Below are 25,590 nucleotides of genomic sequence, written 5' to 3'. Positions count from 1 at the left end.
GTATGGGAGGGTGGGCGAATTCTATGGCGACTGACGCGGCGATGCTAAAGATTTACAAACAGCATACATTCGCGTTTTTCATGATCCGTATGGGCGAGAAACAACAGAGCCGGGATGATCCCGGCTCTGTTGTGTCGCCTTCAGGTCAGAAGGTCAGGTTGGCTGACAGCCACAGGCGGCGGCCTTCTTCCACGATACCGGTGGTGGCGGCGCCGGAGTGGCTGTAGTCGGTGCCGTAGGCGGGATCACCAGGCGCGCCGCCGGGAGTGATGAGAACGCCTGTGTTGTTATAGCGAGGAGATGAATAGGTGGTATAGGCCTTGCCGTCGACGAAGTCCTTGTCGAAGAGGTTGTAGATCGTCGCGTTGAGCGTCAGGTTCTCCGTAGCCCGATACGACCCGCCCAGGTGGAACAGTGTGTATGCCTTGGCGTTCTTGCCCAGCGTGTCGTAGATCGACTGGCTGGTTGAGTAGCTGCCATCGGCGTTCGCGAGGTTGGCATAGCTGGACGTGAAGCGCGCGCGCTCACCGCGGTACTCGCTCTTCAGCCACAGGCTCAGGCGGTCGGTGGTCTGCCAGTCTAGTTTGGCGTTGGCTAGGTGTTCGGGCGTGTTGGTCAGCGGCTCTCCCTGGTTATCGCCACTCTTCTGCTCGCTGTCGGTGTAGGTGTAGTTGGCGCTCAGTTTCCAGGCTGGTGCGAACTGCCAGCTGCCAGCCAGCTCCAGGCCACGGGTCACCGCTTCGTCAACGTTGATCTGCTGCGAGCAGGTGCCGTTGTCGTTGCCTGCGCACAGTGGATCGGTGATCGGGTCGCCGCTGGCGATCTTGTCCTTGAACTTGTTGTGGAACAGCGTGGCGTTGGCGCTGAAGCCGGTCAGGCTGTCGAAATAGGCACCGAGCTCGGTGCTGGTGGTGGTTTCGGGGTCCAGGTCCGGGTTGCCGATGGTGATGATTTTGCCTTGGCCGGTTACGCCGTTGATGCCGCCGTGCAGGTCGTTCAGGTCCGGCGTTTTGTAGCCCTTGCTGATGCCGCCCTTGAGCGTCCAGCTATCGGTGGTGTTCCAGACCAGGTAAGCCCGCGGGCTGACATGTCCACCAAAGGACTCGTGGTCGTCATAGCGGGCGCCCAGGGTCAGGGCCAGGTCATCGCGCAGGCGCCATTCGTCTTCGGCAAAGAGTGCCCAGGTCTTCTGCTCAAACTCCGTCTGGGCGATGCCATCGGTCATCTCGGCCTTCCACCATTGGCCGCCTACGGTGGCGATGTGTGAGTCGCCGATGGGGGCAACGAGTTTGGTGTCGAAGACCAGGTTGGTGGTTTCCAGCTCGCGATCGTCCCCGCCGATTGCCCCGGGTACGGCGGTCGGCGCACCGATGGCGCCGGGAATGGTCCGGCCAAAGGTTTCGGTGGTGTTGTGCATCAGGCTGGAATCCAGCGTGCCGAAGCCGAGGCGGCCGGTGTGGGTCAAGGCGATCTGTTCGCGCTCGAAGCGAAGCTCGTCGTCATAGCCGTTCGCTGCGGTATCCGGTGCGGTACAAGCCCTGTTCAAGCCGTCGAGGGTGCCGAGCTGGCATTCGTCGTTGTTGTATGCCTGTCGCCCACGCTCGATATCCAGCGCGAAGTCATGGTCCTGATGCGGGGTCAGAGCCAGGCGGGCGCCGATGTTCTGGTTGCGACCATCGACGGGCGAGGGGCCGCGCTTGCTGACGTCGATGCCATTGCCGTAGCTAAGGTCCGACTCCTGGCGATCAAACAGGCTGCCGCGGACCTGCAGACCGAGCAGGCCGTCGACCAGCGGACCACTGGCGTAGACACTGGTGTTGCGGGTGTCGCCGAAGTCGCGATCTTGTTGGTAGGTGTAATCCTGTGTCAGCGAGCCGGTCCACTCCTTGCCGACCTTGCGGGTGATGATGTTGATTACCCCGCCCATGGCGTCGGAGCCGTAGAGCGTCGACATCGGGCCACGGATCACTTCGATGCGCTCGATGGCCGACAGCGGCGGCATGAAGCTGGTGGAAGTTTCGTTGAAGCCGTTTGGCGTGACATTGCCTGCGGCGTTCTGTCGACGGCCGTCGATGAGGATCAGGGTGTACTGGCTGGGCATGCCGCGAATGCTGATGTTGAGCCCGCCGGTCTTGCCGGTGCCCTGGCCGATGTCGATGCCTTCCACGTCACCCAGGGCCTGCGCCAGGTTGTTGTAGCGCTTCTGCTGCAGGTCTTCACGGCTGATGACGCTGATGCTGGCCGGTGCTTCGGTGATCTTCTGTTCGAAGCCGGAGGCGCTGACGACCGTGTCGTTGAGCGTGACAGGCGCGTTCTGGGCGAGAGCCGTCCAGCTGCAGCCGATCATGGCGCAGGACAGGGCGGTACGTGCGAAGGGGATAGACATGCGGGCTCCTTGTAGCCGTCTCGTTGGCGCCAGCATGATAATCATTCGTAAACGAGAATTTAGACTTTACTGCATTGCTTTCTCATCTGGGTCGTCAAATCGGTTGCCAGCCCTTGCACAGCGCGGGCTGGCTATTTGTAAGCGAATATTTAGAAGTGGTCCGAACGGTCAGTTTCGGTCACGGCATCTGAACTTCGATGACGCCGTCGGCGTTGATCGTGACCTGGCGAGTGCCCGCTTCGATTTCAGGGATGGGTGCCGACTCCATCATGTCCATCTTCATCGCGCTGCTGCGCATGACAGGTTGAAATCCGCCGCCGTTGAGGTTGAGGCTCACCAGCTTGTAACCGCTGCCGCCGAGCGCCTCGGTCGCGAGTTGGGCGCGCGCCTGGAACGCGGCGACCGCCTCCTTGAGCAGGGCATCCTCGTTCTGCTTGCGGATCGGGTCGGAGACACTGAAATGCATGCTGCTCATCTTCAGGCTCTTCATCAGCTCGGCGGTCAGCTTCGACAGGCTGGCAAAGTTGCCGCTCTCCAGGCGCAGTTCGGCACGCTCCCGCCAGCCGGAGATCTGCTGGCCCTTGTCGTCATAGACTGGATAGCTGTTGCGGCTGCCCTGGCTGACGATCACATCCTTGCTCTGCCGAGCGGTCTGCAGCGCCTGGTTCAGCGCGCGGGTGGTCTCTGCCGCGAGCTGGGCGGGGTCGTTGTGTTGTGCTTCGCTGTAGAGCGTGACGTGCATGCGGTCATGGGCCACTTCGCTGCTGACCTCGGCGCGCAGGGCGACTTGGTTGTAGCGTGGTTCCTCGGCCATGGCGGGCAGGCTGACGAGGCTGGTGATCAGCGCCATGAGGGCTGCGCTGCGGAAGAGAGTTGGCTGCATAACGGATCCTTGGCATGTGCACCGGCCGGTGCGATAGCGCAAGACTCTACCTGCGCCGGTGAATGTATGCAGCTGCCCGTGCGTCGAGTTGCCGCATTTCGGTTTGGCCGCCAGACGGCTTGGTTATACTCCGCCGAATTCTTGGAGACTCCATGTACACATCCGTCCCGCTGCTATCTGCCAGCCGGCAGAACCTTCGGCTTCTGACCCTTATTCGCATCGTGGTGCTGGCTGCACAGTCCGGCGCCGTGGGCGTGGCTTACGCGACGCAGATGCTGACGCTGCCTTGGCTGGCGCTGGGCATCACGCTGGCCGTGTCGGCGGTGCTCTGTCTGGGTACGGCACTGCGTTTGCGCGGCCCGTGGCCCGTCACCGAGCTGGAATACGCCGTGCATCTGGGCTGCGACCTGATGATCCACAGCGCGCTGCTGTACTACTCCGGCGGCTCGACCAATCCGTTCGTGTCCTACTACCTGGTGCCGCTGACCATCGCTGCGGCAACCCTGCCGTGGCTTTATTCCATCGTGCTTTCTGGCCTGGCGCTGCTGGGCTACACGCTGATGCTGGTTTGGTACGACCCGCTCACTCTGCCACCCTTCGAACGCGCGACGCTGCAGGTTTACGGCATGTGGCTGAGTTTTGCGCTGGCGGCCGCGCTGATTACCTTCTTCGTCGCGCGCATGGCCGAACAGCTGCGCCGGCAGGAGCAGCAGCAGGCCCAGCGTCGCGAGGAGAGCATGCGTGACCAGCAACTGCTCGCGGTGGCCACCCAGGCCGCTGGCGCCGCTCACGAACTGGGCACGCCGCTGGCGACCATGAGCGTGCTGCTCAAGGAATTGCGCCAGGAATACAAGGATCCGCAGCTGAGCGAGGATCTCGGCCTGCTGCAGTCGCAGGTCCAGCTCTGCAAGGAGAGCCTGCGCCAGCTGGTCCGCGCTGCCGAGGCGGACCGGCGCCAGGCGGTCGTCGAGCAGACCGCACGCGAATGGGTCGACTCAGTTCTGCAGCGCTGGCACCTGATGCGTCCGGAGGCGTCATTCCGCTTCCAGTGCGTTGGCCTTGGCAGCGCGCCGAAGCTGATGCCGCCGGCGGACCTCAGTCAGTCGTTGCTCAACCTGTTGAACAACGCTACCGATGCCAGTCCCGAGGATCTGGAAATACGTCTGGACTGGGATCCGCAGTGGATCAAACTGACCATCCGCGACCATGGTGCCGGTGTTCCGCTGGCTATCGCCGAGCAGATCGGCAGACCCTTCATCACGACCAAGGGCAAGGGTTTCGGCCTTGGTCTGTTTCTCAGTCAGGCTAGCGTCACGCGCGCTGGTGGCACAGTGAAGCTCTACAATCACGAAGAAGGTGGCACACTGACCGAACTGCGCCTGCCGCATGGTTCGGTGCGCGCCTGATCCTGATCGTGACCAATGCGAGGAATGCACAGATGACCGACGAGTTGCAGCAAGAGGGTGAAGAACAACCTCACCTGCTGTTGGTGGATGACGATCCGACGTTCACCCGGGTAATGGCGCGCGCCATGAGTCGCCGGGGCCTGCAGGTCAGCATTGCTGGTTCTGCCGAGGAGGGCCTGGCCCTGGCCAAGCAGGATATTCCTGACTACGCAGTGCTCGACCTTAAGATGGAAGGCGATTCGGGCCTGGTGCTGCTGCCCAAGTTGCTCGAGCTGGACCCCGAGATGCGGGTGTTGATCCTGACCGGTTACTCGAGCATCGCCACAGCGGTGGAAGCGATCAAGCGCGGCGCCTGCAATTACCTGTGCAAGCCTGCCGATGCCGACGACGTGCTGGCGGCATTGTTGTCGCAGCATGCCGATCTCGACAGCCTGGTGCCGGAAAATCCCATGTCGGTCGATCGCCTGCAGTGGGAGCATATCCAGCGGGTGCTCAGTGAGCACGACGGCAATATCTCCGCTACCGCCCGTGCCTTGGGCATGCATCGACGGACCTTGCAGCGCAAGCTACAGAAACGTCCGGTGCGACGCTAACCGGCGTCATCGTCTCGCGGGGGGCGGCGTTGTCATCACACGACGCCCGAGCCCTCGCGTAACGCATGCTTTATGCTTGCGAGCTTTGTAGTTGCAGGCGTCTTCCATGCTCCCCCTCGTACTGCAAACCCTGAGCGTCACTGCGCCGGTGTTTGCCATGTTGTTTCTCGGTGTCGCGCTCAAGCGCCTCGGCTGGATCGACGCTGCGTTCGTGTATACGGCTTCGGCGCTGGTGTTCAGGGGCACCATGCCGACGCTGCTGTTCATCTCCATCATCAAGGCCGATCTGACAGCGGCGCTGCAGCCGGCACTGCTGCTTTATTTCGTGCTCGCCACAATTGCGACATTCATCGTGGCCTGGGTCTGGGCCTTGTGGCGTTGCCCGGCATCCGATCGCGGCGTGTACGTGCAGGGCGCTTTTCGTGGCAACAACGGCATCGTCGGTCTGGCGCTGGCCAGCAGCCTCTACGGTGACTACGGCCTGTCCGTTGGCGGTGTGCTCGCCGGGGTGGTGATTCTGGTCTACAACAGCCTCTCGGCGATGGTGCTAGCCATCTACAGCCCCGATGGGCAGGTCGGTCCGAAGGAAATTTTGCTCAGCATCCTGCGTAATCCGCTGATCATTGGTGTGGTCGCGGCCGTGCCCTTCGCCTATTGGCAGATTGACTTGCCGGGCTGGCTGATGACCTCGGGCCAGTACTTTGCGCAGATGACCTTGCCACTGGCGCTCATCTGCATCGGCGCCACGCTGTCATTGGATGCGTTGCGCAAGAGCAGCGGCAGTGCGCTCAGTTCGAGCCTGATGAAGATGGTCTGGCTGCCGGCACTCGCGACCCTGGGTGCTTGGGCCTACGGCTTTCGCGATGCGGAGCTGGGTATCCTGTTTCTCTACTTTGCCAGCCCAACTGCGGCGGCGAGTTTCGTCATGGCGCGCGCGGTCAATTCCAATCATCAGCTGGCCGCGACCATCATTGTCATCACGACGCTGATGGCAGCGCTGAGCATCAACGCCGGGCTGTTTCTGCTGGGCTGGCTGGGCTGGATCTAGTCGAGACCTTGGCTGCGATTCGCCGCGCCGTTCGTCGCCAATGCGGCTCTCAGCTTAAGAATCGCGGCGCGATGGTCGTAATCGGTCATCAGGCCTCAGAAAAAAAAGTGCGTTTGCGTCAAATTGCCCTGGACGTTCAACGGCTTGCCTGGCGAGGCGGCCGCTCCGTGTTCTAGGGAATCTCTCATGGCATTTTTCACACCTTCGAGCCGCTCGCTGACGCGTGACGACATACGCGTGGTGAACCTGCGGCGCCTTGCGGTTCCGGGTTTTGCGCTGTTGCTGGTGCTGAGTCTGGGAAGCTTTGCCGGCGGTGTCTGGCTTGGCAGCGATCTGCGCACGCCGAACCTGGCCATGCATCAGGGTGATGTACCCGTCGAGGATGAGGACCGCTTTGCCATCGCCCGCGTCGGCGAGGTGGTCGGCCGGTTGAAAACTCTCGAATCCGATCTGCTCGCCCTGCAGCAGATGATGGATCAACAGCGTGTTCTGCATGGCCAGCTGTCGGCGCTGGACCCGACGCTGCTGCCCGTGCTGGTGCCGGCACGCACGGCCGGCGCAGGGCAGGGCGGCGCGCTGTTGCCGCCTCGGGGTTGTTCGGGGGAGCTGCTGGTCGATGCCGAGCGGCTGAGCCTTGCCGACCTGCAGCACAGCGAGACCTCTGCTCGCTGCATGCGGGTGATGCTGGACGGGCTGATGCAACAAGTGGCCGAGCGCAACGCGGCGCTCATGGCGATTCCGTCACGGCGACCGGTAGGCGAGGCACGGCTGGGCTCGGCTTTCGGCAATCGCGTCGACCCCTTCCGCAAGAAACTGGCGTTCCATTCCGGGGTGGACTTCGCGTTGCGCAGCGGCTCCGACGTGGTCGCTGCGGCGGGAGGCCGGGTGCGCTTCGCCGGCTACCGAGGTGCCTACGGCAAACTGGTGGAGATCGACCATGGCAATCGCCTGGTCACGCGCTATGCCCACCTGTCGCGACTGGATGTTCGCCAGGGTGAGGTCGTCACGCCGGCACAGCGTATCGGTGCGGTGGGTTCGACAGGCCGATCCACTGGTTCTCATCTGCATTTCGAGGTGCTGCACAAGGGGCGCTTCGTCGACCCGCAGCGGTTCCTGGCCCTGGGTGATCTGGAGCGTGACAGCGATGGCCTGGCTGAGGACTAAACGCCCTTCCACGCGCGAGTTGCTACGCGCCGAGCACCGACTGCAAGCCGCGCGCAGCGCGCGCAGCGGACGTTGGCTGATCTTTGGACTGCTCTGTGTGATCGGCGCGCTGCTGTACCTGCGCAACCACGAGCAGGTGGCTCATGCACGGCAGGTTGAGGCGCTGACGCAGGACAGCCAGGCACTCAGGGCCGCGCTTGGGCAGAGCCGGTTGAAGCGCCAGGAAATCCAGGCCACCGAAGAGCAATTGCTAAGGCGTATAGCCACTCTCTCAGCGCAGGTCGAGCGGCTGCAGACCGATCTGGCGTTCTTCCGTCAGCAGAAGAAGGCCCGTTAACTTTTTTGGAGTAGATGATGTTCAACAAGAAGAAGCCGGTACCCCGCGTCACCATCGATCAATTTTCCAGCCTGATCTCCGACAACCTGTCCCTGATCGGGGATGTGACCTTCGAGGAAGGATTGAAGGTTAGCGGTGAAGTGCGCGGCGATGTCTGCCACAAGCCGGGCACACACAGCCTGCTGGCCCTGAGCGCCGAGGGAAGAATTGAGGGCAACGTGAGCAGTTACGATGCGTTGATCGACGGCACCATCGTCGGCGATCTGGTGGTCGAGCATCTGCTCGAACTACATTCCAACGCGCGCGTGCGCGGGAACATCCGCTATCGCCAGTTGAGCATGGAGAACGGCGCGGTAGTCGACGGGACCCTCAACCGCATGGGTGACGAAGAGGAGAGTGCCCAGGTGTTCGAGTTGCCGCGGCCTCAGGTGCGTGAGGGCTGAGTGAAGGCGGGCCAGCCAGGCCCGCCGGTGGTTTGTCCTGTTGTCAGCGCTGGGTTTTCCAGGCGCGGCCGGCGATGACCAGCAGCGTGATCGCGGTCAGCGGCAGTGCATAGCCCAGCATGGCGTCGCCAAAGGTTTCCGCGAACGGGCGGCCGGTACTGGTCAGCACCAGGTACAGGGTGTAAGCCACGTAATAAGCGACGAACAGGGCGCCTTCCCAGCGCTTGATGCAGTAGCCGGCGAAGAAGATCGGCAGGCAGGCTACCGCTACCGCGATCATCACCGGGAAATCAAAGGCTAGCGCGTTCGAAGACACGCCGATCGCCTGCGGCGACACCAGCGAGGCCAGGCCGAGTACGCAGAGCAGATTGAAGATGTTGCTGCCAACGATGTTGCCGACGGCGATATCGCGCTCGCCGCGAAAGGCCGCCATGATCGAGGTGGCCAGTTCTGGCAGTGAGGTGCCGATGGCGATCACGGTCAGGCCAATGACCAACTCCGATAGGCCGAGCGCCCGGGCCAGGGCCACGGCGCCCTCGACGAGGAAATTGGAGCCCACCACCAGCAACACCAGGCCTGCGATCACCAGGCCAGCGTTGATCAGCCCAGCATGCGGCTTGGCCGGCTCATCCAGCCCGAACTCCTTGGCAAACTCGTCGTCGACTTCCGCAGCTTTTTCGCGGCGACTGCTTATGATCAGGAACAGCGTGTAGACCACTACCGCGGTGAACAGCAGTGCACCGTCGATACGGCTGAGTTCTCCGTCCCACGCCAGGCCGAAGGTCACCAGGCTGGCGCCGATCATGATCGGCACGTCCAGGCGGATCAGCTGACGCGATACCACCAGTGGTGCGACCAGTGCGGTCATGCCGAGAATCAGCAGCACGTTGGCGATGTTGCTGCCCACGACGTTACCGATCGCGATGTCACCGCTGCCATTGAGTGCGGCCTGCACGCTGACGGCCGTCTCCGGCGCGCTGGTGCCGAAGGCGACCACGGTGAGGCCAATGACCAGTGGGGAGATGCCGAACTGGGCGGCGAGTTTGGCTGCACCTCGCACCAGGACCTCCGCGCCGGCGACGAGCAGCACCAGGCCGGCTATGAGGTAGACAAAGGTCATCAGGGTCACGATGGGGCGCTCCGCAAAAAATCCAGAAAGTGGGTGTTTCAGCGCTGGTGTTGCCAGGCGCGCAGGAAGATCACCAAAAGCGTGACGGCCGTCAAGGGGAACGCGAACCAGAGCATCGCGTCGCGCAGCAGCTCGATCGCACCCAGGCCGGTGGCGAACATCACCAGATACAGGGTGTAGGCCAGGTAATAGGCGAAAAACATCAGCCCTTCCCAGCGCCGGATGCAATACCCGGAAAAGAAAATCGGCAGGCAGGCGACGAACACGGCCAGCATTACCGGGAAGTCGAAGGACTGCGCATTGGGGGAAATGGACAGGCCTTCCGCGGCCACCGCGGCGCCGGCGCCGAGTACCAGCAGCAGGTTGAAGATGCAGCTGCCCACCACATTGCCGACAGCAATGTCGCGCTCCCCCTTGATGACCGCCAGCACCGAGGTCGCCAGCTCCGGCATCGAGGTGCCGACCGCAACCACCGTCAGGCCGATGACCAGCTCGGAAAGACCGAGCGCGCGCGCAAGGCCAACGGCACCTTCGATCAGCAGATTCGAGCCTCCCACCAGCAGCCCCAGGCCGAGCAGGATCAGCAGCAGCTGGAGCACCCAGGCATAAGGCTTGTCGCCAGCGTCCGGGCCGAACTCGGTGTCGAATTCATCGACGCCTGGTCCCGGCTTGTCCCGCTTGCTGGCGAGGACCAGAAACAGCGTGTAACCAATCAGGGCAACGAGCAGCAGGGTACCGTCCAGTCGGCTGATGCTGCCGTTCCAGGCCAGTCCATAGCAGAGCAGGCCGGCGCCGATCATCACTGGCACATCGAGGCGGATCAGTTGCCGGGATACCACCAGCGGTGCGATCAGTGCGGAAATGCCGAGAATCAGTAGGATGTTCGCGATGTTGCTGCCGATCACGTTGCCTACTGCGATGTCACCGCTGCCATTCAGCGACGCCTGCACGCTGACGGCTGTTTCCGGGGCGCTGGTGCCGAAGGCCACCACCGTCAATCCGATGATCAGGGGCGGAATGCCGAAGCGGCTGGCCAGTTTGGCCGCGCCGCGTACCAGCGCTTCGGCACCGACGACGAGCAGTACCAGGCCGCTGATGAGGTAGCCAAAGGTAATCAGCGACATGCGGGCGCTCCCTTGGCTGGGGTAGCGCAGTCTGTGCTCGGTGACATCACTGCAGGTGCCTGTTCCTTCATGGGAGGGTTTCGATACGCACGCGGATCACGCCGGTCTTGAGCATGTCCAGTTGTGCCGCCGCGGCGCGGGAAAGGTCGATGATGCGGCCGCGGCGAAATGGTCCGCGGTCGTTGATACGTACCACCACCTGCTTGCCGTTCTGCTCGTTGGTGACCCGCACCCGCGTGCCGAAAGGCAGGCTGCGATGAGCGGCCACCAGCGCGTTCTGATCATGGGTTTCGCCGTTGGCGGTACGCTGGCCGTGATGCATCCTCGCGTAATAGGAGGCCTTGCCGCTCTGGCTGAAGCGCTCTTGCGTGGTTGGTGGTGCCTTGGCGGGTTGGGCCGGCTGGCGATCTGCGCAGCCGCTGACCAGCAAGGCCAGCAACAATAGGGCGGTGAAGCGTGTCAGGCGCATGAACAATCCTTCCGTTGGGTCGATCGCTGAGTCGGCGATGGCCCGCGGCAGGTTTCGTGACGTTGTGGCGATGCCGGGAGCGGTGATGCAGCGATGTCCGCGGTTGCAGCAGGGGCAACCGCGGAGGGCCATCGCTCAGCTTAGCCTTCGAGTTTTTTCTTCAGCAGTTGGTTCACCTGGCCAGGGTTGGCCTTGCCCTTGGAAGCCTTCATCGCCTGGCCGACGAAGAAGCCGAGCATCTTGCCGCGCTTGGCTTCGTCGCTGGCGCGGTACTGTTCGACCTGCTCGGCATTCGCTGCCAGCACTTCGTCCAGCATCGACTCGATGGCGCCGGAATCAGTGACCTGCTTGAGGCCCTTCTTCTCGATGATCTCGTCAGCCGAGCCTTCGCCGGCGGCCATGGCCTCGAAGACCATCTTGGCGATCTTGCCGCTGATGGTGTCGTCCTTGATGCGCAGGATCATGCCGCCCAGCTGCTCGGCGCTAACCGGTGACTGCTCGATCTCCAGGGCTTCCTTGTTGAGCAGGCTGGAAAGCTCGCCCATCACCCAGTTGGCGGCCAGCTTGGCGTCGCCGCAGGTGCTGTTGACTTGTTCGAAGTAGTCGGCCAGTTCGCGGCTGGCAGAGAGTACGCTGGCGTCGTAGGCGGACAGGCCGAACTCGCGCTCGAAGCGCTCGCGCTTCTGCACCGGCAGTTCCGGCAGGCTGGCGCGGACTTCGTCGAGGAAGCTCTGCTCGATCACCACCGGTAGCAGGTCGGGGCAGGGGAAGTAGCGGTAGTCGTTGGCTTCTTCCTTGCTGCGCATGGAGCGCGTCTCGTCCTTGTTCGGGTCGTACAGGCGGGTTTCCTGCACCACCTTGCCGCCGTCCTCGATCAGCTCGATCTGCCGCTGCACTTCGTGGTTGATGGCTTTTTCGATAAAGCGGAACGAGTTGACGTTCTTGATTTCGGCGCGGGTGCCGAACTCGGTCTGGCCTTTCGGCCGCACCGAGACGTTGCAGTCGCAGCGCAGCGAGCCTTCGGCCATATTGCCGTCGCAGATGCCCAGGTAGCGCACCAGCGAATGCATCGCCTTGACGTAGGCGACCGCTTCCTTGGCCGAACGGATGTCCGGCTCGGAGACGATCTCCAGCAGCGGGGTGCCGGCGCGGTTGAGGTCGATGCCGCTCATGCCGTGGAAGTCTTCGTGCAGGCTCTTGCCGGCGTCCTCTTCCAGGTGCGCGCGGGTGATGCCGATGCGCCGCGTGCTGCCGTCTTCCAGGGTAATGTCCAGATAGCCCTTGCCGACGATGGGATGGTCCATCTGGCTGGTCTGGTAGCCCTTGGGCAGGTCGGGGTAGAAGTAGTTCTTGCGCGCGAAGACGTTCTTCGGCGCGATCTCGGCATCGATCGCCAGGCCGAACTTGCAGGCCATGCGCACGGCTTCGGCATTGAGCACCGGCAGGGTGCCGGGCATGCCGAGGTCGACCAGGCTGGCCTGGGTGTTGGGCTCGGCGCCGAAGGTGGTGGCGCTGCCGGAAAAGATCTTCGACTGGGTCGCGAGCTGTGCGTGGATCTCCAGCCCGATCACGGTTTCCCATTGCATCTTCAATCTCCTCAGAATCCGGCCGGGGCGCGCATGTGCCAATCGGTGACTTGTTGATACTGGTGCGCCACATTGAGCAGGCGCGCTTCCTGGAAGTACGGCGCCAGCAGTTGCACACCCACCGGCAGGCCATCAATGAAGCCGGCCGGCATCGACAGGCCCGGAATGCCCGCCAGGTTGGCGGTGATGGTGTAGATGTCTTCCAGATAGGCCGAAACCGGATCGGCGTTCTTCTCGCCCAGCTTCCAGGCCAGGTTCGGCGTGGTCGGGCCGAGGATCACGTCGACCTGCTCGAAGGCAGCGACGAAGTCCTGCTTGATCAGACGGCGGATTTTCTGCGCCTTGAGGTAGTAGGCATCGTAGTAACCGGCGGACAGCGCGTAGGTGCCGACCATGATGCGCCGCTTGACCTCGTCACCGAAGCCTTCGGCGCGCGAGCGCTTGTAGAGGTCGGTCAGGTCGACCGGGTTTTCGCAGCGATAGCCGAAGCGTACGCCATCGAAACGCGAGAGGTTGGAAGAGGCCTCGGCTGGCGCGATCACGTAGTAGGAAGGAATCGCATGCTGCATGTTCGGCAGGCTGATTTCCTTGACCGTGGCGCCGAGCTTCTTCAGTTCCTCGACGGATGCCATGACGGCGTCAGCGATCTTCGGATCGAGGCCGGCGCCGAAGTACTCCTTCGGCAGGCCGATGCGCAGACCGGCGAGCGGCTGGCTCAGCGCGGCGAGGTAATCGTCCAGCGGCTGGTCGACGCTGGTGGAGTCCTTGGCGTCGAAGCCGGCCATTGCCGACAACAGCAGCGCGCAGTCTTCGGCCGTGCGTGCCATCGGGCCGCCCTGATCGAGACTCGATGCATAGGCGACCATGCCCCAGCGCGATACCCGGCCGTAGGTCGGCTTGAGGCCGGTGAGGTTGGTCAGCGCAGCCGGCTGGCGGATCGAACCGCCGGTGTCGGTGCCGGTCGCAGCGGGCAACAGTCGTGCGGCGATGGCCGCGGCGGAACCGCCGGAGGAGCCGCCCGGTACCCGGGTCAGGTCCCAGGGGTTCTTCACCGCGCCGTAATAGCTCGACTCGTTGGCCGAGCCCATGGCGAATTCGTCCATGTTCAGCTTGCCGAGGGTAACTGTGCCGGCAGCTGCGAGTCGTTCCACCACGGTGGCATCGTAGGGCGCATTGAAGTTGTCGAGAATCTTCGAGCCGCAGCTGGTGCGGATGCCCTGGGTGCAGAACAGGTCCTTGTGGCCGATCGGTGTGCCGAGCAGGGCGCCGTTCTCGCCGGCGGCGCGACGCGCGTCGGCGGCCTTGGCCTGTGCGAGGGCAAGCTCGTCGGTCACGCTGATAAACGCGTTGAGCTGCGGGTCGAGCTGCTCGATGCGGGCCAGCAGGGTGCGCGTCAGCTCCTCGGCGGAGAAGTGCTTCTCGGCGAGGTTGCGGGCGATCTCGGCAAGCGTCAGGTTGTGCATGTCGGAATCCTTCATCATCACTCGATCACTCGCGGAACCAGATAGAGGCCTTCTTCCACGGCGGGTGCGATGGCCTGGTAGGCATCACGCTGGTTGCTCTCGGTGACTGCATCGGCACGCAGGCGCTGGGTGGTTTCCAGCGGGTGGGCCAGCGGCTCGATACCAGTGGTGTCGACCGCCTGCATGCGGTCGATCAGGCCGAGGATATTGTTGAGGGTCTCGGTGGTGCGGGGCAGGTCGGCTTCAGACAGGCCCAGGCGGGCCAGATGAGCGATCTTCTCCACCTCGGTGCGTTCAAGCGCCATCGGGTATCTCCAGCGGAAAGCGAATCGGGACTGCACCTTCCGTCGACTGGACGGGGTGCATGGCAGCACGGGACGAGCCGCGGCAATGGGCTTTCTGGCCCGGAAAAGCCGTCAATCTTACATGCCCGAGGCGGTTATCGGTAGCGTGGACGCGGTGCGCGGCCTTAGGATGAGTGGCGACCACCGTCATGCGACCTGGCACGCAATGCCTCATTTCTGGCGCCACGCGGGCGGACTCTCGCCTTGCCCTAACTTCGCACCATTGTTAGAGTTTGCGGCACTTTTTTCCCCACGCGTTTGCCCCAGGGCCCTTTTCCCATGTTCAAGAAACTGCGTGGCATGTTTTCCAGTGATCTGTCGATCGACCTGGGCACTGCCAATACCCTTATTTATGTGCGCGATCGCGGCATTGTTCTCGACGAACCCTCTGTAGTCGCCATTCGTAGCCACGGCAACCAGAAGAGCGTTGTCGCCGTCGGCACCGAGGCCAAGCGCATGCTGGGCCGTACCCCGGGCAACATCAACGCGATCCGTCCGATGAAGGACGGTGTGATCGCCGACTTCAGCGTCTGCGAGAAGATGCTGCAGTACTTCATCAACAAGGTGCACGAGAACAGCTTCCTGCAGCCCAGCCCGCGCGTGCTGATCTGCGTGCCCTGCAAGTCGACCCAGGTCGAGCGTCGTGCAATTCGTGAGTCCGCACTCGGCGCCGGTGCTCGCGAAGTGTTCCTGATCGAGGAACCGATGGCCGCTGCGATCGGTGCCGGTCTGCCGGTGGACGAGGCCCGCGGCTCCATGGTCGTAGACATCGGTGGAGGTACCACCGAGATCGCGCTGATCTCCCTCAACGGCGTGGTCTACGCCGAATCCGTGCGAGTCGGCGGTGATCGTTTCGACGAATCCATCGTGACCTACGTGCGTCGCAACTACGGCAGCCTGATCGGCGAATCCACTGCCGAGCGCATCAAGCAGGAAATCGGTACCGCCTTCCCGGGCGGCGAGGTCCGCGAAGTGGACGTCCGTGGCCGCAACCTGGCCGAAGGCGTGCCGCGCAGCTTCACCCTGAATTCCAACGAAGTGCTCGAAGCCCTGCAGGAATCGCTGGCGACCATCGTTCAAGCGGTCAAGAGCGCGCTGGAGCAATCTCCGCCGGAGCTGGCCTCCGACATCGCCGAGCGCGGCCTGGTGTTGACAGGCGGCGGCGCGCTGCTGCGTGATCTGGACAAGCTGCTCGCCCAGGAAACCGGTCTGCCGGTGATCGTCGCCGAGGAGCCGCTGACCTGCGTCGCCCGTGGCGGTGGTCGCGCGCTGGAGATGATGGATCGTCACGCCATGGACCTGCTGTCCACGGAGTGAGCCTGCGCCGCTGTGCTCATGACAAGCCGAAAGATCCGGTCGCACCGGCTTTCGGCTTGTCGCGTTTAGTCTCAAGCTTTTACTCGTGAGGTAGTTGCAATCAAGCCGCTATTTGCCAAGGGACCTTTGCTCGGTGTGCGCCTGCTGGTGTTCGTCGTGCTTTGTGTCGTGCTGATGGTGGTGGATGCACGCTTCGACGCGCTGAAGGCGGTACGCAGCCAGATGGGGCTGGTACTGACGCCGTTCTACTGGGTCGCCGACATGCCGGTGCGGATCTGGAGAGGTGCGACCGAGCAGATCGCCAGTAGCAGCAGCCTGATGGCCGAGAACGAGAAGCTCAAGGCCGAGGCGCTGCTGATGCAGCGGCGCCTGCAGAAGCTGGCGATGCTCACCGAGCAGAACGTGCGCCTGCGCGAGTTGCTCAACTCGGCGGCGCTGGTGGATGACAAGGTCATCGTCGCCGAGCTGATCGGGCTCGATCCGAACCCGTTCACCCATCGCATCCTGATCGACAAGGGCGAGAAGGACGGCGTCTTCATGGGGCAGCCGGTGCTCGATGCCAGCGGCCTGATGGGGCAGGTCGTCGAGGTGCTGCCGTATGCCGCGCGCGTGCTGCTGCTGACCGATGTCACCCATAGCATTCCGGTGCAGGTCAACCGCAACGGACTGCGTGCGATCGCCGTGGGCACCGGCAATCCAGACTATCTAGAGCTGCGCCATGTGGCCGAAACGGCTGATGTCAAAGCAGGAGATTTGCTGGTCAGTTCCGGGCTCGGTCAGCGATTCCCTAGCGGCTATCCGGTGGCGCAGGTGACCGAGGTGGTGCACGGCTCCGGCCAGCCGTTCGCCATCGTACGTGCGGTGCCGACCGCCATGCTCAATCGCAGCCGCTATCTGATGCTGGTCTTCAGCGATTCGCGGACGCCGGAAGAGCGGGCCGCCGACGCTGCCGAGGCCCAGGCCGATGCCGATCAGAAAGCCGCTGCCGAAGGCGCGGAGGCAGCCGCACCTGCACCTGCTGCTGAGGCAGGGGCTGAAACGAGCGATTCCGAGCAGGCGCCCGCCGCCTCGTCGTCGACAACGGTATCGGAGGAGGCGCAATGATCAGCGGGCGGCCGAATAATGGATGGGTCATCTGGTTCAGCCTGACGATCGCGCTGCTGCTCAGCGTCGCGCCCATGCCCGGCAGCGCGGAGATCGCACGGCCGCTATGGCTGGGGTTGGTCATCGCCTTCTGGTCGTTGGTTCTGCCGCATCGCGGTGGGCTGGGCGCCGCGTTCTGTTTTGGGCTCGCGCAGGACGTGCTGGCCGGCACGCTGTTCGGCCAGAGCGCCTTGCCGCTGATCCTGATCGCTTTTCTGGTGCTGAGCCTGCAACAACGCCTGCGCATGTTTCCGCTGTGGCAACAGAGCATGGTGCTGCTGGTTGTGCTCGGCCTCGCCCAGTTGGTGCAGCTCTGGCTGAACACGCTGACCGGTAATAGGCCGCCGACGCTGCTGTTCCTCGTGCCTGTGCCGGTCAGCGCGTTGCTCTGGCCTTGGGTTTATGTCGCGTTGCAGGGGCTGCGTCAGCGATTTGCGGTGTATTGACCAACGCCCGGTCAATTTCGTCCGTCGTACTCTGCGCTGAAAAAATCTGATCTTTTGTGTGGGTTTGTGCCGCCGGGCACGGCTTACGCCTTGCTGCTCCAAAGCAATTCTGAAATCATGCTGCCGCTATGGCGTTCCGCCATTACTGGTTTCTGCTTCAGAAGACGATAAGCACAACAGCACGGGCGATGAGTATGGAAGCTGGCAGTTCGATTTTTTCCAGGCCGCAAGGCTCTCGTGGCGCCCGTGCGGTGCTGGCTGCCGGCGCGGTAGGGTCGCTGCTGATGACGCTGGTCATGAGCACTGGTTACTCTCAGGCCGATAGCGCCCCGCAGGCCCCTCAGTTGGCCAAGCTGTCGGCCCCAGGTACGCTCTCCACCGTTACCGCTCCCTCTGAGTCCGCTGCCGATTCGCCTCGCGCCGAGCAGCTGGCCGGCAAGATTGCAGAGCTCGACGCCATTCTCCTTGAAAAGCAGAAGCTTGAAGATGCGCTGCGAGCCGAGAAGAGCGAGCTCGCTGCCGTGCAATTGCAGCTGGCCAACAGCAAGAAGCTGATTCGCCTGGAGGTCGACGACTTCCTCGGTCAGAGCGCCGAGCGCAAGCGTCTCGATGAGCTGCTGGACGAGCACAAACGTAGTGCCGAAGCCGAGAAAGCCATTGGCGAACGCGTCGAAGCTCTGGAGAAGGATCTCGGCAGCCAGCACCTGAAGTTCTCGCTTGCCGCGCGTGACGTCGATCGTCTCAAGACCCAGCTGGCGGCCGAGGTTCGCGAGCGCAACAGCAAGAAGATTCAGGCCATTGCCCGCAAGCTGGACAAGACCATTCGCTTCGAGCAGTCGGTTTCGTTCCGCTGTTCCGCCAGCAAGAGTCTCGCGGCCTGCCTGGCCGAGCACCGCAACGATGGTCAGATGTCGCAATGGGTGCTGGAAAACTACCAGCGTGTGCTGGCCGAGGATATCCGCGAGCAGATTGTCGATGTCGACCTGGATACCGCCTGGTACCGCTACCGCACACGTACCGATTTCGCCCAGGCAAGCATGAGCCTGGACGGCACCGTCAACGCGCAGATGAACGTCGAGGCGACCATCACGGCGAAGAAGATGATGCCGTGCGCGATTCTCGATGTGCCCTACGAGCAATGCGACAGCAAGACCCACTCGCTGATCGTGCGTAGCAACAAGTACGACGATAGGGTCCGCATCAACGACCAGGAGCATGGCGCCACGCCGGTTTCGCTGGTGCTCGACAGCGGTGTCTATGACATTCAGGTCACCTCCGGTGGCATTACCCAGAAGCGCACGCTGTCGCTCAAGGGTGATCAGGTGGTCAACTTCAAGTTCTGATCCATGCCCGTCGTAGTCCTTACGCCGGTCCTCTGCGCCTTCCTCGACGTACCCCGGATATGCGACGCTGTCGCTTTACCGTCTGAGGAACTGCCATGGGCGCTCTGTTTCTTGCCTCGGCATCACCCCGCCGCCGCGAATTGCTCGCGCAGATTGGCGTGCCGTTTTCTCTCATCAGCGTGTCCGTCGATGAAACGCCCTCGCCAACCGAGTCGCCCGAGGCGTATGTCGAGCGCGTTGCGCGCGACAAGGCGCTCGCCGGGCTCGTCAGTCTGGGGGATCGCGACGGCTGCGTGCTGGGTGCCGACACCAGCGTGGTGCTCGATCAGCATATTCTCGGCAAGCCTGCCGACCGTGCCGACGGGCTCGCCATGCTGGCGGCGTTATCCGGGCGTACGCACCGGGTCATGACCGCCGTCGCGCTGGCCAGTCGAAGTGCCTGCGAGGTGCGTGTGGTCATCAGCGAGGTGACCTTCCGTACCATCGACGAAGCCGAAGCCGAACGCTATTGGGATTGCGGGGAGCCGGCGGACAAGGCGGGCGGTTACGCCATCCAGGGCTGGGGTGCGGTGTTCGTCAGCCAGTTGCACGGCAGCTATTCGGCGGTGGTTGGCCTGCCGTTATGTGAAACGGCGCAGCTGATCGACGCCTTCGGACTTCCACGTTGGACCAAAGGCTCAAGCTAGAGCCTGTGGCTTCGGCGCGCAGGCCGGTTAGAATCGACTCAACCACCAGCTAGCGCTGCACATCAAGCCACCGCCGAGAACAACAATGAGCGAAGAAATCCTGATGAACATCACCCCCATGGAGTCGCGGGTGGCGGTGGTGGAGAACGGTGTCCTGCAGGAGGTGCATGTCGAGCGCACCCAGCGCCGCGGCATCGTCGGCAACATCTACAAGGGCAAGGTGGTGCGCGTCCTGCCGGGTATGCAAGCGGCGTTCGTCGACATAGGGCTGGATCGCGCCGCGTTCATCCATGCTTCCGAGATTTCCGCCCGCGAGGGTAATGCGGTCGAGCCGATCAACGCCCTGGTTCACGAAGGCCAGAGTCTGGTGGTGCAGGTCACCAAGGACCCCATTGGCACCAAGGGCGCGCGCCTGACCACGCAGCTGTCGATCCCATCGCGCTACCTGGTGTACATGCCGCGTACCAGCCATGTCGGCATTTCCCTGCGTATCGAAGATGAAGCCGAGCGCGAGCGGCTCAAGCAGGTCGTTGCCGAATGCGTTGAGGCAGAGGGCATCCAGGAAGCCGGTGGCTTCATCCTGCGTACCGCGGCTGAAGGGGCCGGCAGCGACGAGATACTCATGGATATCCGCTATCTGCGCCGTCTGTGGGAGCAGATCGCCAGTCAGATCAAGACCGTTGAAGCGCCCACGGTGATCTACGAAGACCTCTCTCTGGCCATGCGCACCCTGCGTGATCTGGTCAATCCGCGGATCGAGAAGATCCGTATCGATTCGCGGGAGAATTTCCAGAAGGTCACCCAGTTCGTCGGCGAGCTGATGCCCGAACTGGGCGACCGCCTCGAACACTATCCGGGCGAGCGGCCGATCTTCGATCTCTATGGCGTCGAGGACGAGATCCAGAAGGCGCTGGAGCGCAAGGTCATGCTCAAGTCCGGCGGTTACCTGATCATCGATCCGGCCGAGGCGATGACCACGATCGACGTCAACACCGGTGCCTTCGTCGGTCATCGCACGCTGGAAGAAACCATTTTCAAGACCAATCTCGAGTCGGCCACTGCCATTGCCCGCCAGCTCAGGCTGCGCAATCTGGGCGGCATCATCATCATCGACTTCATCGACATGGAGGACGAGGAGCATCGTCGCCAGGTCCTGCGCACGCTGGAGAAGCAGCTCGAGCGCGATCACGCCAAGACCAACATCATCGGCATCACCGAACTCGGCCTGGTGCAGATGACCCGCAAGCGCACCCGCGAAAGCCTCGAACAGGTGCTGTGCGAACCCTGCATGTGCTGTCAGGGGCGCGGCAAGCTGAAGACGCCGGAGACCGTGTGCTACGAGATATTCCGCGAGATCCTGCGTGAGGCGCGGGCCTACCAGGCGGAAGGCTACCGGGTGCTGGCCAATCAGAAGGTGATCGATCGTCTGCTCGACGAGGAGTCGGGCAATGTCGCCGACCTGGAGGCCTTTATCGGTCGCTCGATCAAGTTCCAGGTGGAAAGCATGTACTCCCAGGAACAGTACGACGTGGTGTTGCTCTGAACAATGGTAGACCGGGCCGCAAGGGCCAGGATGACCGGAGCGCATCCAGATGAACCGCCTCGCCGCCTTCCTCGTGACACTGTCGCGCCAGCTGTTCTGGGTAATCGCGTTCGGGCTGATTCTGGCCGCGCTCTACGTGAGTCTGGGGCGGCAGCTGGTGCCTGTAATCGCCGAGTACCGGGCCGAGGTGCAGGAGAAGGCGCAGGCGGCGCTGGGCATGCCAATCGCGCTGGGCAGGCTCGAAGGCCGCTGGGAGGGTTTCGCTCCCCGTTTGCTGGCGCATGATGTATTGCTCGGCGAGGGTGACAGCGCGATGCGCCTGGACCGTATTGCCATCGTCCCAGATCTGGCGGCCAGCCTCTGGGCGCGAGCGTGGCGGTTGAGCCGGTTGGAGTTTAGCGGCGTGCAGCTGTCTGTCGCTGAAGATGCCGAGGGCAAGTGGCGAGTGGAGGGCTTGCCGGCCCGTACCGAGCAGAAACCGCCCGAACCGCAGAAGATTCTCGAGTCGTTGCAGCGGGTACGTGGGTTGGTGGTGCGCAACAGCCAGATCACGCTGGAACCATTCGGTGAGTCGCCGCTGACCTTGAGCTACACCGATCTGAGCCTGCGCGTCGACGGCGAGCGGCTCCGCTTGGACGGGCGCAGTATCCTGCCAGATGGTCAGCCGCTGGCCTTGAACATTCAGGGGCGGGTGCAGCCGCAACGCTGGCAGCAAGCCGAGGCGCAGGTTTACCTCAGCCTGCCACAAAGCGACTGGGCCGCCTGGTTGCCACGCCGGCTGACTGCCGATTGGCATCTGCAGACGCTGAAGATGGGTGGCGAGCTGTGGGTGAGCTGGCGCGAACAGGCGCTGGAGCGTGCGGCTCTACGGCTGAACGCGTCGCAGCTGAGCATGTCCTTTGCCGATCGTGAGCCCGTTCAGCTCGAGGACCTGGGGGGCGAGGCGTATATCGATCGTAACGAGCAGGGCTACCGGCTGCTGCTGGACCGGCTGGCATTCGATCTCGACGGCGAGCGCTGGGGCGATGCGCGAATCCAGCTTCAGCAGGATCAGGCCCAGCAGTACTGGCGCCTGCAGGCGGATCGGCTGGCTATCGCGCCGATCGCCACGCTCGTTCGTGCACTGGCGCCGTTGCCGCCGACTGCCGCCGAGACGCTGACGGCGCTGCAACCCAACGGAACATTGCGCAACCTGCAGCTCGACTACTACCCGCAGATGGAGTCGCCGCAGCGCCTGCAGTTCGCTGCCAATCTGGACCGCATCAGCATTGCTGCGCAGAACTGGATACCGGCGGTGGGGAACGCGAGTGGCAGCATTCGTGGTGACCTGGGCGGCGGCGAGTTGCGCGTGGACAGCGACGACTTCAGCCTGCAGCTTGCGCCACTTTATCCCGAGCCGTGGCACTACCGACACGTCGGCGGGCGCCTGACCTGGGCGCTGGATGAGCAGGCCTTCACGCTGGCTGCGCCCTATCTGCGCATCGACGGCGAGGAAGGCAAGATCGCCGGAGACTTCCTTATCCGACTGGCTCGGGACCCCGCTGCCGAGGATTACATGGACCTGCGGGTCGGCTTGAGCGAAGGCGATGCGCGCTTCACCGAAAAATACCTGCCGACACGCTCGCCGGCGTTGAGCCCGGCGCTGGTCAACTGGCTCAGGGAGGCGATCCGCAGCGGTACGGTCGAGCAAGGTTATTTCCAGTACCAGGGGGCATTGAACAAGGGCGCTTCCGATAGCGCGCGCGCCCTGAGCCTGTACTTCAAGGTGCGTGATGCGGAGCTGGCGTTTCAGTCCGGCTGGCCCCTGCTGCAGCAGGGCCGCGGCGAGGTGCTGATCGAAGACAGTGGGGTGCGTGTCCGGCTCGCGGAAGGGCGGATCCTCGACAGCCAGGTGCGGGATGCGACAGCGGAGATACCTCGCGCCGGGGCCGGAAACGTGCCGCAACTGGCGGTGAAAGGACAGGTCAGCAGCAGTCTGGCGGACGCCTTGAAGTTGCTGCAGGAGGCGCCGATCGGTACTGCCGAGCTGTTCGCCGGCTGGCAGGGGCAGGGTGCGCTCAGCGGCACGCTTGACCTGCAGATCCCGCTGGGCAAGGGCACTCCGCGAGTCATCGTGGATTTCGCCAGTGACGATGCGAGGCTGAGGATCCCCGAGCCGGCGCTCGCCTTCGAGCAGCTCAGTGGAAAATTCCGCTACGACACCGCGCGAGGCTTGAGTGCAGAGGCCATCCAGGCGCGCCTGTTCGGCTCTTCGGTCAAGGGCAAGGCGGTAGCGACAGGCGCGCCCGGCAAGCCAGCCTCTCGCCTGGAGGCGCAGGGCACCGTGGGGTTGCAGCGTCTGGTTGAGTGGCTCGCTATCGGGCAATCGCTGCCCGCCAGCGGTGAACTGCCCTATCAGTTGCGTCTGGATCTGGCGGGTGAGGATAGTCAGCTGCAAATCGACTCGTCGCTACAGGGGCTGCGCATCGATCTGCCAGCGCCGTTCGGCAAGTCTTCCGGCGAGCGCCGCGACACCTCGTTGCGGATGTCTCTGCAAGGGGCCGAGCGTCACTACGGCGTCCAGCATGGGGTGCTCGCCGCGCTGGCGTTCGCTGCGCCGCCGGGCGCCTGGGCGCAGGGGCGCGGCGAGCTGCGTCTCGGGCCTGGGGCGGCCAATCTTCCGGCCAGTGCCGGGCTTTATGTCAGGGGACGCCTGCCGCAGCTCGACTTGAAAGCCTGGCAGGCGGTGCTCGAACAGCACGGCAAGGCACAAGCGCAGCAGACGACCGGCTCGCTGCTGCGCCGGGCGCAGGTCGATATCGATCGTTTCGAAGGTTTTGGCACCCGAATCGACAATCTTGGGCTGGACCTGCGGCGAATGAGCGAAGCCTGGGGCCTTGGCCTTCGCAGTTCGATCATCAGCGGCTCGGTTCGCCTGCCAGATGCCGAGGGCGGCATCATCGTTGCCGATCTCCAGCGCCTGCGTCTGCCGGCTGCCGCGCAATCCGACGAGGCGGTCAAGGAGCGACCCGATCCGCTGGATGATGTCGACCCGCAAAGCCTGCCGGCAATGGATGTCGCGATCGAACGGGTTTCCCTGGGCGACGATGTGCTCGGCGCCTGGGCGTTGAAGCTGCGCCCGGTCAGCGGCGGGACCGAGTTCCGCGATATCGCTCTCGACCTCAAGGGCCTGAAGATTACCGGGAACGGCGGCTGGGGCAGTGCGCAGACCTGGTACAAGGGCCGCCTCGAAGGGCGCAATCTCGCTGACGTATCGCTTGCGTGGGGCTTTGCGCCTTCGGTGACCAGTGACAGTTTTCGCCTGGATGTGGATGGGCAGTGGCCTGGTTCGCCGGCTTGGTTCGCCATGGCGCGCTATTCCGGGAGCATGCGACCTCGGCTGCGCAAGGGGCAGTTTGTCGAGATCGACGGCAGCGCCCAGGCGCTGCGCGTGTTCGGCGTGCTCAACTTCAATTCGATAGGGCGCCGCCTGCGGCTGGATTTCTCCGATCTGTTCAGCAAGGGGCTCAGTTACGACCGGCTGGATGGGCGGTTGCTGGCCAAGGAGGGTGTGTTTAACACCCGCGAGCCCATCACCGTCAGTGGTCCGTCGACCAACCTCGAGCTGGATGGCAGGCTGGATATGGCGCGTGACGAGATCGACGCCAAGTTGCTGGTCACCTTGCCGATCAGCAACAACCTGCCGCTGGCGGCGCTGATTGTCGGCGCACCGGCGATCGGCGGGGCGCTGTTCGTGGTGGACAAGCTGCTCGGCGACCGCGTTGCGCGTTTCGCCAGCGTACAGTACGACGTCAAGGGGCCTTGGCAGGCGCCTAAGATCAGCTTCGACAAACCATTCGAAAAGCCCAACTGATCCGCATCGGGCCGGGTCTTTCAGCATCGGGGAAAGCATGTCCTTAGCCGTGATTCAGATGGCCAGCCAGGCGGATGTAATGCTCAATCTGGCCCGCGCGCGCGAGTTGCTCGAGCAGGCGGCCGAAGCGGGCGCGCGGCTGGCGGTGCTACCGGAGAACTTCGCCGCAATGGGCCGCAGCGATCTACCGCGGCTGGGTCGCGCCGAAGCCGCTGGCGACGGGCCGATCCTGCCCTGGTTGAAACAGGTCGCCCGTGACCTCAGGTTGTGGATCGTGGCTGGCACCTTGCCGTTACCGCCCGACGACGACCCGCAGGGCAAGCCGAATGCCTGCTCGCTGCTGTTCGATGATCAGGGGCAGCGGGTGGCGCGCTACGACAAGCTGCATCTGTTCGATGCGGAGGTTGCAGATAACCGTGGCCACTACCGTGAATCGGACGACTATGCGGCGGGGCAAAGGCTGGTGATTGCCGACACACCGGTTGGACGCTTGGGGCTGAGCGTGTGTTATGACCTGCGTTTCGCCGAGCTGTATGGTGCGCTGAGGGCGGCAGGTGCCGAGTTGATCAGCGTGCCGTCGGCGTTCACCACGGTGACCGGTGAAGCGCACTGGGCGACGTTGATTCGTGCCCGTGCCATCGAGACTCAGTGCTATATCCTGGCTGCCGCACAGGGTGGAGAGCATCCTGGTGGTCGCCTCACCCATGGGCATTCGTCTATCGTGGACCCATGGGGCCGTCTGCTGTGCGAGCAGGCGGCTGGCGAGGCGGCTTTGGTTGCCGCTCGGGATGCGTCCGAACAGGCTGCCATCCGCCAGCGAATGCCGCTGCAGCGCCACCGCCGATTTTCCGTACCGTGCCTGGCCACGGACCGTTTGGAGTGAA

At 63.5% G+C, this 25,590-nt stretch carries 22 protein-coding genes; 14 read left to right on the top strand and 8 right to left on the bottom strand.

What is annotated here, in order from left to right:
* Nucleotides 1–145: 145 nt before the first annotated feature.
* Together F753_RS40260 and F753_RS40255 are read right to left on the bottom strand one after the other, a co-directional pair.
* On the bottom strand, nucleotides 146–2,386 hold the full coding sequence (locus tag F753_RS40260; RefSeq protein WP_023445934.1) for a TonB-dependent receptor domain-containing protein: 2,241 nt from the start codon (nucleotides 2,384–2,386) through the stop codon (nucleotides 146–148).
* Nucleotides 2,387–2,564: 178 nt separating this feature from the next.
* Nucleotides 2,565–3,269 (bottom strand): SIMPL domain-containing protein, encoded by a 705-nt coding sequence (locus tag F753_RS40255; protein ID WP_023445933.1) that lies wholly within the window; start codon nucleotides 3,267–3,269, stop codon nucleotides 2,565–2,567.
* Nucleotides 3,270–3,421: 152 nt separating this feature from the next.
* On the opposite strand from F753_RS40255, the gene F753_RS40250 reads away from it, so the two are divergent.
* The 6 genes from F753_RS40250 to F753_RS40225 all read left to right on the top strand — a co-directional run bounded on the left by F753_RS40250 (nucleotide 3,422) and on the right by F753_RS40225 (nucleotide 8,260).
* Complete coding sequence (locus tag F753_RS40250) at nucleotides 3,422–4,675, top strand: ATP-binding protein (protein ID WP_023445932.1); 1,254 nt, start codon at nucleotides 3,422–3,424, stop codon at nucleotides 4,673–4,675.
* A gap of 32 nt (nucleotides 4,676–4,707) precedes the next feature.
* Nucleotides 4,708–5,268 carry a response regulator transcription factor gene (locus tag F753_RS40245; RefSeq protein WP_014821408.1) on the top strand — a complete coding sequence of 187 codons (561 nt, stop codon included), beginning with the start codon at nucleotides 4,708–4,710 and terminating at the stop codon, nucleotides 5,266–5,268.
* 106 nt (nucleotides 5,269–5,374) lie between these two features.
* On the top strand, nucleotides 5,375–6,316 hold the full coding sequence (locus tag F753_RS40240; protein ID WP_023445931.1) for an AEC family transporter: 942 nt from the start codon (nucleotides 5,375–5,377) through the stop codon (nucleotides 6,314–6,316).
* Between the two features lie 186 nt (nucleotides 6,317–6,502).
* Nucleotides 6,503–7,480 (top strand): M23 family metallopeptidase, encoded by a 978-nt coding sequence (locus tag F753_RS40235; RefSeq protein WP_023445930.1) that lies wholly within the window; start codon nucleotides 6,503–6,505, stop codon nucleotides 7,478–7,480.
* Nucleotides 7,461–7,817 carry a hypothetical protein gene (locus tag F753_RS40230; RefSeq protein ID WP_014821405.1) on the top strand — a complete coding sequence of 119 codons (357 nt, stop codon included), beginning with the start codon at nucleotides 7,461–7,463 and terminating at the stop codon, nucleotides 7,815–7,817. The genes F753_RS40235 and F753_RS40230 overlap by 20 nt, the downstream gene beginning before the upstream one ends.
* 17 nt (nucleotides 7,818–7,834) lie before the next feature.
* Entirely contained in the window at nucleotides 7,835–8,260 is a 426-nt protein-coding gene (locus F753_RS40225) for a bactofilin family protein (RefSeq protein WP_023445929.1), read from the top strand.
* 43 nt (nucleotides 8,261–8,303) lie between these two features.
* Here F753_RS40225 and F753_RS40220 read toward each other — a convergent pair whose 3' ends face one another.
* From F753_RS40220 to gatC, 6 genes are all read right to left on the bottom strand, one after another.
* On the bottom strand, nucleotides 8,304–9,389 hold the full coding sequence (locus tag F753_RS40220) for a calcium/sodium antiporter (protein WP_014821403.1): 1,086 nt from the start codon (nucleotides 9,387–9,389) through the stop codon (nucleotides 8,304–8,306).
* A gap of 38 nt (nucleotides 9,390–9,427) precedes the next feature.
* Nucleotides 9,428–10,513, bottom strand: coding sequence for a calcium/sodium antiporter (locus F753_RS40215; protein ID WP_023445928.1), 1,086 nt, complete (start codon nucleotides 10,511–10,513; stop codon nucleotides 9,428–9,430).
* A 67-nt stretch (nucleotides 10,514–10,580) separates the two neighbouring features.
* On the bottom strand, nucleotides 10,581–10,982 hold the full coding sequence (locus tag F753_RS40210; protein WP_014821401.1) for a septal ring lytic transglycosylase RlpA family protein: 402 nt from the start codon (nucleotides 10,980–10,982) through the stop codon (nucleotides 10,581–10,583).
* Nucleotides 10,983–11,122: 140 nt separating this feature from the next.
* Entirely contained in the window at nucleotides 11,123–12,568 is a 1,446-nt protein-coding gene (gene gatB / locus F753_RS40205) for an Asp-tRNA(Asn)/Glu-tRNA(Gln) amidotransferase subunit GatB (protein WP_023445927.1), read from the bottom strand.
* An 11-nt stretch (nucleotides 12,569–12,579) separates the two neighbouring features.
* Nucleotides 12,580–14,031 carry an Asp-tRNA(Asn)/Glu-tRNA(Gln) amidotransferase subunit GatA gene (gene gatA / locus F753_RS40200; protein ID WP_031297983.1) on the bottom strand — a complete coding sequence of 484 codons (1,452 nt, stop codon included), beginning with the start codon at nucleotides 14,029–14,031 and terminating at the stop codon, nucleotides 12,580–12,582.
* Between the two features lie 17 nt (nucleotides 14,032–14,048).
* Nucleotides 14,049–14,336 carry an Asp-tRNA(Asn)/Glu-tRNA(Gln) amidotransferase subunit GatC gene (gene gatC / locus F753_RS40195; protein WP_014821398.1) on the bottom strand — a complete coding sequence of 96 codons (288 nt, stop codon included), beginning with the start codon at nucleotides 14,334–14,336 and terminating at the stop codon, nucleotides 14,049–14,051.
* 318 nt (nucleotides 14,337–14,654) lie between these two features.
* Here gatC and mreB point away from each other — a divergent pair, with 318 nt between their 5' ends.
* From mreB to F753_RS40155, 8 genes are all read left to right on the top strand, one after another.
* A complete protein-coding gene (mreB, locus tag F753_RS40190; RefSeq protein WP_003302863.1) occupies nucleotides 14,655–15,692 on the top strand; it encodes a rod shape-determining protein MreB in 1,038 nt (345 codons plus the stop codon).
* A gap of 126 nt (nucleotides 15,693–15,818) precedes the next feature.
* Nucleotides 15,819–16,796, top strand: coding sequence for a rod shape-determining protein MreC (mreC, locus tag F753_RS40185; protein WP_023445925.1), 978 nt, complete (start codon nucleotides 15,819–15,821; stop codon nucleotides 16,794–16,796).
* On the top strand, nucleotides 16,793–17,281 hold the full coding sequence (mreD, locus tag F753_RS40180; protein WP_014821395.1) for a rod shape-determining protein MreD: 489 nt from the start codon (nucleotides 16,793–16,795) through the stop codon (nucleotides 17,279–17,281). The genes mreC and mreD overlap by 4 nt, the downstream gene beginning before the upstream one ends.
* A gap of 194 nt (nucleotides 17,282–17,475) precedes the next feature.
* Nucleotides 17,476–18,624: a PEGA domain-containing protein gene (locus F753_RS40175; RefSeq protein WP_023445924.1), complete on the top strand. Its 1,149-nt coding sequence runs from the start codon at nucleotides 17,476–17,478 to the stop codon at nucleotides 18,622–18,624.
* A 95-nt stretch (nucleotides 18,625–18,719) separates the two neighbouring features.
* A complete protein-coding gene (locus F753_RS40170) occupies nucleotides 18,720–19,310 on the top strand; it encodes a Maf family protein (RefSeq protein ID WP_023445923.1) in 591 nt (196 codons plus the stop codon).
* Between the two features lie 85 nt (nucleotides 19,311–19,395).
* Nucleotides 19,396–20,853 (top strand): ribonuclease G, encoded by a 1,458-nt coding sequence (gene rng / locus F753_RS40165; protein ID WP_003302857.1) that lies wholly within the window; start codon nucleotides 19,396–19,398, stop codon nucleotides 20,851–20,853.
* A 49-nt stretch (nucleotides 20,854–20,902) separates the two neighbouring features.
* The gene (locus F753_RS40160; protein WP_023445922.1) at nucleotides 20,903–24,706 is read left to right on the top strand and encodes a YhdP family protein; all 3,804 of its coding nucleotides are present in this window, start codon (nucleotides 20,903–20,905) and stop codon (nucleotides 24,704–24,706) included.
* A gap of 37 nt (nucleotides 24,707–24,743) precedes the next feature.
* Nucleotides 24,744–25,589 (top strand): carbon-nitrogen hydrolase family protein, encoded by an 846-nt coding sequence (locus tag F753_RS40155; protein ID WP_031297982.1) that lies wholly within the window; start codon nucleotides 24,744–24,746, stop codon nucleotides 25,587–25,589.
* Nucleotide 25,590: the final 1 nt, after the last annotated feature.

This window comes from Stutzerimonas chloritidismutans AW-1 (assembly GCF_000495915.1).
Taxonomy (GTDB): Bacteria; Pseudomonadota; Gammaproteobacteria; order Pseudomonadales; family Pseudomonadaceae; genus Stutzerimonas; species Stutzerimonas chloritidismutans.
Note: the sequence above shows the minus strand (reverse complement) of the source record. Positions and strands in the feature narration are given on the sequence as shown.